Raw genomic sequence first — 4,311 nt, forward strand, 5'->3', positions numbered from 1 at the left:
CCGGCGGGCAGCAGCGCGCCGAGGGGCTGGCCGAGCATCGGCCCGAGGGCCAGCCCGGACGTGTCGCAGGGGTGCCGCAGGACCGCGGCGTCCAGGCCCCCTTCGGCGAGCCCGCGCAGGTGATCGCCGGTCGTCGCGGGCCGTAGTTCGAGCGGAAGTTCGGGCTGGACGTCCCGGAACGTCCCGATCAGGGCGGCGATCACCGCTCCGTTGAGGTCTTCGGGGATCCCGACGCGCAGCACGTCCCGGTCGGCGGCCCGTTCCCCGATCGACCGGATCCGTCCGGCCAGTTCCAGCAGTTCCCGCGCCTCGTCCAGCAGCAGCCGTCCGGACGCCGTGAGCGCGACCTTGCGGCTGGACCGGTCGAACAGCCGGGTGCCGAGTTCGCGTTCCAGCCGCTGGATCCGCTGGCTGAGCGGCGGTTGCGCCATGCCGAGCCGTTCGGCGGCGCGGCCGAAGTGGAGTTCTTCGGCGACCGCCACGAAGCACGCCAGATGTCCGACCAGGTTCACGAACAGGGACTATATCCGTTTTCTTATGGATTGATGATTCATATCAATCTTGGACACCTTGCGAATCTTCTGGTGTTCTGTTGGCCTGATCGGGGGAAAGGAGGCCCGGCGTGCGCCGAGCCGTTTTCGTGGCAGTACCGGTGGTTCTCGCGGCAGGCGCCGCGGGCGCCTACGTGATCACCCAGGGGGACGACGGCCCCAGGCCCGTCGCCGAACGGTTCCTCGACGCCTGGCAGCGCCGCGACGCCGCCGCCATGACCGCCCTGACCAGCGGCGCGCCCTCCGGCCTCGCCGCGACCCTCACCAAGACCTGGACGGACCTGGGCGTCGCCGACCAGCGCCTCACCCTGTCCGGCGTCGGCAAGGGCGACGACGCCAGAGCCGCCTACAAGGCCACCCTGACCCTCGGCCAGGGCCAGCAGTGGTCCTACGACGGCACCTTCGACTTCACCCGCTCCGACGGCGAGTGGCTGGTCCGCTGGACGCCCGCGCTCCTGCACCCCGATCTGGCGGACGGCCAGCGCCTGACGGCCGTCCGCGCGTTCCCCGACCGTGCGACGATCACCGCCGCCGACGGTTCCGATCTGCGCTCCAGCACGTCCGGCTCGGTCCAGCAGCTCCTCGGCCCGGTCGGCCCGCTCACCGCGAAGGCCGCCGAGGCGCTCGGCGCCCCGTACCGCAAGGGTGATCCGGCCGGTCTCGACGGCCTCAACAAGCAGTACGAGAAGCGTCTCGCGGGCACCCCCGCGACGGTCGTGCGGATCGTCGGAGCGGACGGCAAGCCCGTCAAGACCCTCCAGCGGTTCGGCGGCGGCGCCGGGAAACCGCTCAGGACGACGATCGATCCGCGGATCCAGTCGGCGGCGGGCCAGGCCGTGATGACGGCGAAGAAGAACGCGTCGATGGTCGTGGTCCGGCCGTCGACGGGCGAGATCCTGGCCGTCGTCAACAAGCCGGGCGGCTACAACCGGGCGCTGATGGGCCAGTACCCGCCAGGATCGACCTTCAAGGTCGTGACGGCCGCGGCCCTGGTCGCGGGCGGTCTCGACGCCGGCAGCACCGTGAACTGCCCGGCCACCACGACCATCGGCGGCCGCACCTTCAAGAACGCGGGCTATGAGAAGTTCGGCAGGATCCCGCTGCGGGACGCGTTCGCGCACTCCTGCAACACGACCTTCGCCGATCTGGCGGTCGGCCGGCTGGGCCAGGACAAGCTGGCGAAGGTCGCCGCCCAGTTCGGGTTCAACGCGCCGATCATCGCGGGGCTGCCGGCCGTCCGGGCGTCGTTCCCCGGGACCGCCGACGACACCGCGCTCGCGGCCGCCTCGTTCGGCCAGGGGCAGGTCCTGACCAGCCCGCTGAACATGGCGTCGGTCGCGGCGGCCGCCGCCGACGGGACGTGGCGTTCGCCGCGGCTCGTCACCTCCGAGCTGGCCGGCCAGGCGCTGGACGCGGGCGGCAGGACGCCGGAGCCCGACCATCCGCTGGACCCGGGGGTCCGCAAGGCGCTGCACGTCCTGATGCCGGCGGTGGTGTCGGAGGGCACCGCGCACGCCGTCTCGTTCCCCGCGGGCACGGCAGGCAAGACGGGCACCGCCGAGTTCGGGTCGGGGGAGAACCCGCCGGCCCACGCCTGGTTCATCGGCTACAAGGGCGACGTCGCGTTCTCGGTGATCGTCGAGGACGGCGGCGCGGGCGCCGAGGCGGCCGCCCCGATCGCCGCCAAGTTCCTTGGCGCCCTGTAGGGCTCAGCGCGCCGCCTTGATCACCTCGCGATACCAGGCGAAGGAGTCCTTCGGGGTGCGGTTCAACGTCGCGAAATCGACGTGGACGAGGCCGAAGCGCTGGCCGTAGCCCTCTTTCCACTCGAAATTGTCCAGGATCGACCAGACGAAATAGCCGCGGACGTCCACCCCCTCGGCGATCGACGCGCGGACGGCCGCGAGATGGCCGTCGAGGAACGCGATCCGGTCGGGGTCGGCGACCCGGCCGGACGCGTCGGGGGAGTCGGGGAACGAGCAGCCGTTCTCGGTGATGTAGACCGGCGGGAGGGTGTCGCCGTGGCGGGCCTTCAGCCCGGTGAGGACTTCGCGGAGGCCGTCGGGGACGATCGGGTTGTCGAACCCGGTCACCGGATAGCCGTCGATCTTCTCGAGGGAGAACGGCAGGTCGGCGGGGATGTCGATGCCGCCGAACGTCTCCAGGGAGCCCGCGCGGGGCGCGCCGACCAGCGACGGGTTGTAGTAGTTGACCCCGTACCAGTCCAGGGGGGACGCGATGGTCTTGAGGTCGTCGCCGACGGGGCCCGGCATCAGCTCGTCGAGGCCGTCGGGGTAGCGGCCGGTGAGCAGCGGATCGGAGAACATCCGGTTCATGACGGTGTCGTAGAAGTCGGCGGCGGCGCGGTCCTCGTCGGTGTCGCCCGCCACCCAGACGGGCGTGTGCGACACGGCGATCCCGATGTTGGCCGCGCCCGCCGCGCGCAGCGCCTGGACGGCCTTGCCGTGCGCGAGGAGCTGGTGGTGGGCGGCGGGCAGCGCGTCGAACACGAGGCTCCGGCCGGGCGCGTGATCGCCGACGCCGTAGCCGAGCAGCGTCACCTCGGCGGGCTCGTTGATCGTGATCCACTGCTCGACGCGGTCGTGGAACCGCTCGCCGACGATCGCCGCGTACTCGGCGAACCGGTCGGTGACGTCGCGGTTCAGCCAGCCGCCCGCCTCTTCCAGCGGGTACGGGGTGTCCCAGTGGTAGAGGGTCGGGACGGGCCGGACGCCTTTGGCCAGGAGGGCGTCGATGAGGCGGTCGTAGAAGTCGAGGCCCTTGGGGTTGGGCGCGCCGGAGCCGGTGGGGACGATCCGGGGCCAGGCGATCGAGAACCGGTAGGCGTCGACGCCGAGGTCGGCCATGAGGGCGACGTCCTCGCGGTACCGGTGGTAGTGGTCGGTGGAGACGAGGGCGTCGGAGCCGTCTTTGACACGGCCTTCGGCGACGAACACGTCCCAGCCGGACGGGCCCCTGCCGTCTTCGGCGGCGGCCCCTTCGATCTGGAACGCGGACGCCGACACACCCCACAGGAACCCGTCCGGATAAGCGCTCATGAAATATGAGTACTACTCATGTTTCCCGGCTGTCAAGCACCACTACGGACGCCAGAGCTGGACGATCTTGACGATCCGGTTCTTCTTGATCACCAGGCCGTACTGCCAGCTCGTCTTCCCGGTGGCGACCTGCTTGCGCAGCCCCTTCAGCGAGCTCTTCTTCAGAATCTGGTTCCGCGGCCCCGCCAGCAGCAGGCAGACGACCGGCTTCTTGGCGAAGTACCGGGTGTGCCGCTTCCCGTACGCCGTCCAGTGCGGCTCCGTCACCCCATCGTCGACGATCTTCATGTACTGCCCGCGCACCCACCCGCCCGGGTGCTTCCTGGTCGGCGCGTGCACGCTCCCCTTACCGGGCAGCTCGATCACCCGCGAGAACTTCTGCGGCACCGAACACGCCGCCGCCCGCTCTTCTTGTACGCCCGCCTGCGCCGCCGTGGCCCCGGCCAGCGACCCCGCCGCCACGGCCACCGCGACCAGCAGCACCTTCCCCCGCACCAGCATCCACACCCCTCCAAAAGTCACGAAACCGTATATGTCGGCAACAACTTACCTCCGACCCACGTTCGCCCCACCCAACTGATTCGCGCCCCCCGCCCCACCCTGGTAATGTTCTCTCTGTCAGCGAGGCCGACGGGCCGAGCCGACACCCGCGCCGCTAGCTCAGTTGGTTAGAGCAGCTGACTCTTAATCAGCGGGTCCGG

General features: G+C 70.6%; 4 protein-coding genes. 1 reads left to right on the forward strand and 3 read right to left on the reverse strand.

The window, feature by feature from the left end:
- A partial coding sequence (locus ACYVE7_RS30085) for a LysR family transcriptional regulator (protein WP_460369430.1) occupies positions 1-512 on the reverse strand: 512 nt, incomplete at its 3' end.
- A 110-nt stretch (positions 513-622) separates the two neighbouring features.
- Here ACYVE7_RS30085 and ACYVE7_RS30090 point away from each other — a divergent pair.
- A complete protein-coding gene (locus ACYVE7_RS30090; RefSeq protein WP_460369432.1) occupies positions 623-2,257 on the forward strand; it encodes a penicillin-binding transpeptidase domain-containing protein in 1,635 nt (544 codons plus the stop codon).
- Between the two features lie 3 nt (positions 2,258-2,260).
- Here ACYVE7_RS30090 and ACYVE7_RS30095 read toward each other — a convergent pair whose 3' ends face one another.
- Positions 2,261-3,610: a GH1 family beta-glucosidase gene (locus tag ACYVE7_RS30095; RefSeq protein ID WP_460369434.1), complete on the reverse strand. Its 1,350-nt coding sequence runs from the start codon at positions 3,608-3,610 to the stop codon at positions 2,261-2,263.
- 42 nt (positions 3,611-3,652) lie between these two features.
- Positions 3,653-4,111, reverse strand: coding sequence for a hypothetical protein (locus tag ACYVE7_RS30100; RefSeq protein WP_460369436.1), 459 nt, complete (start codon positions 4,109-4,111; stop codon positions 3,653-3,655).
- Positions 4,112-4,311: the final 200 nt, after the last annotated feature.

Source organism: Actinocorallia lasiicapitis (genome assembly GCF_054778695.1).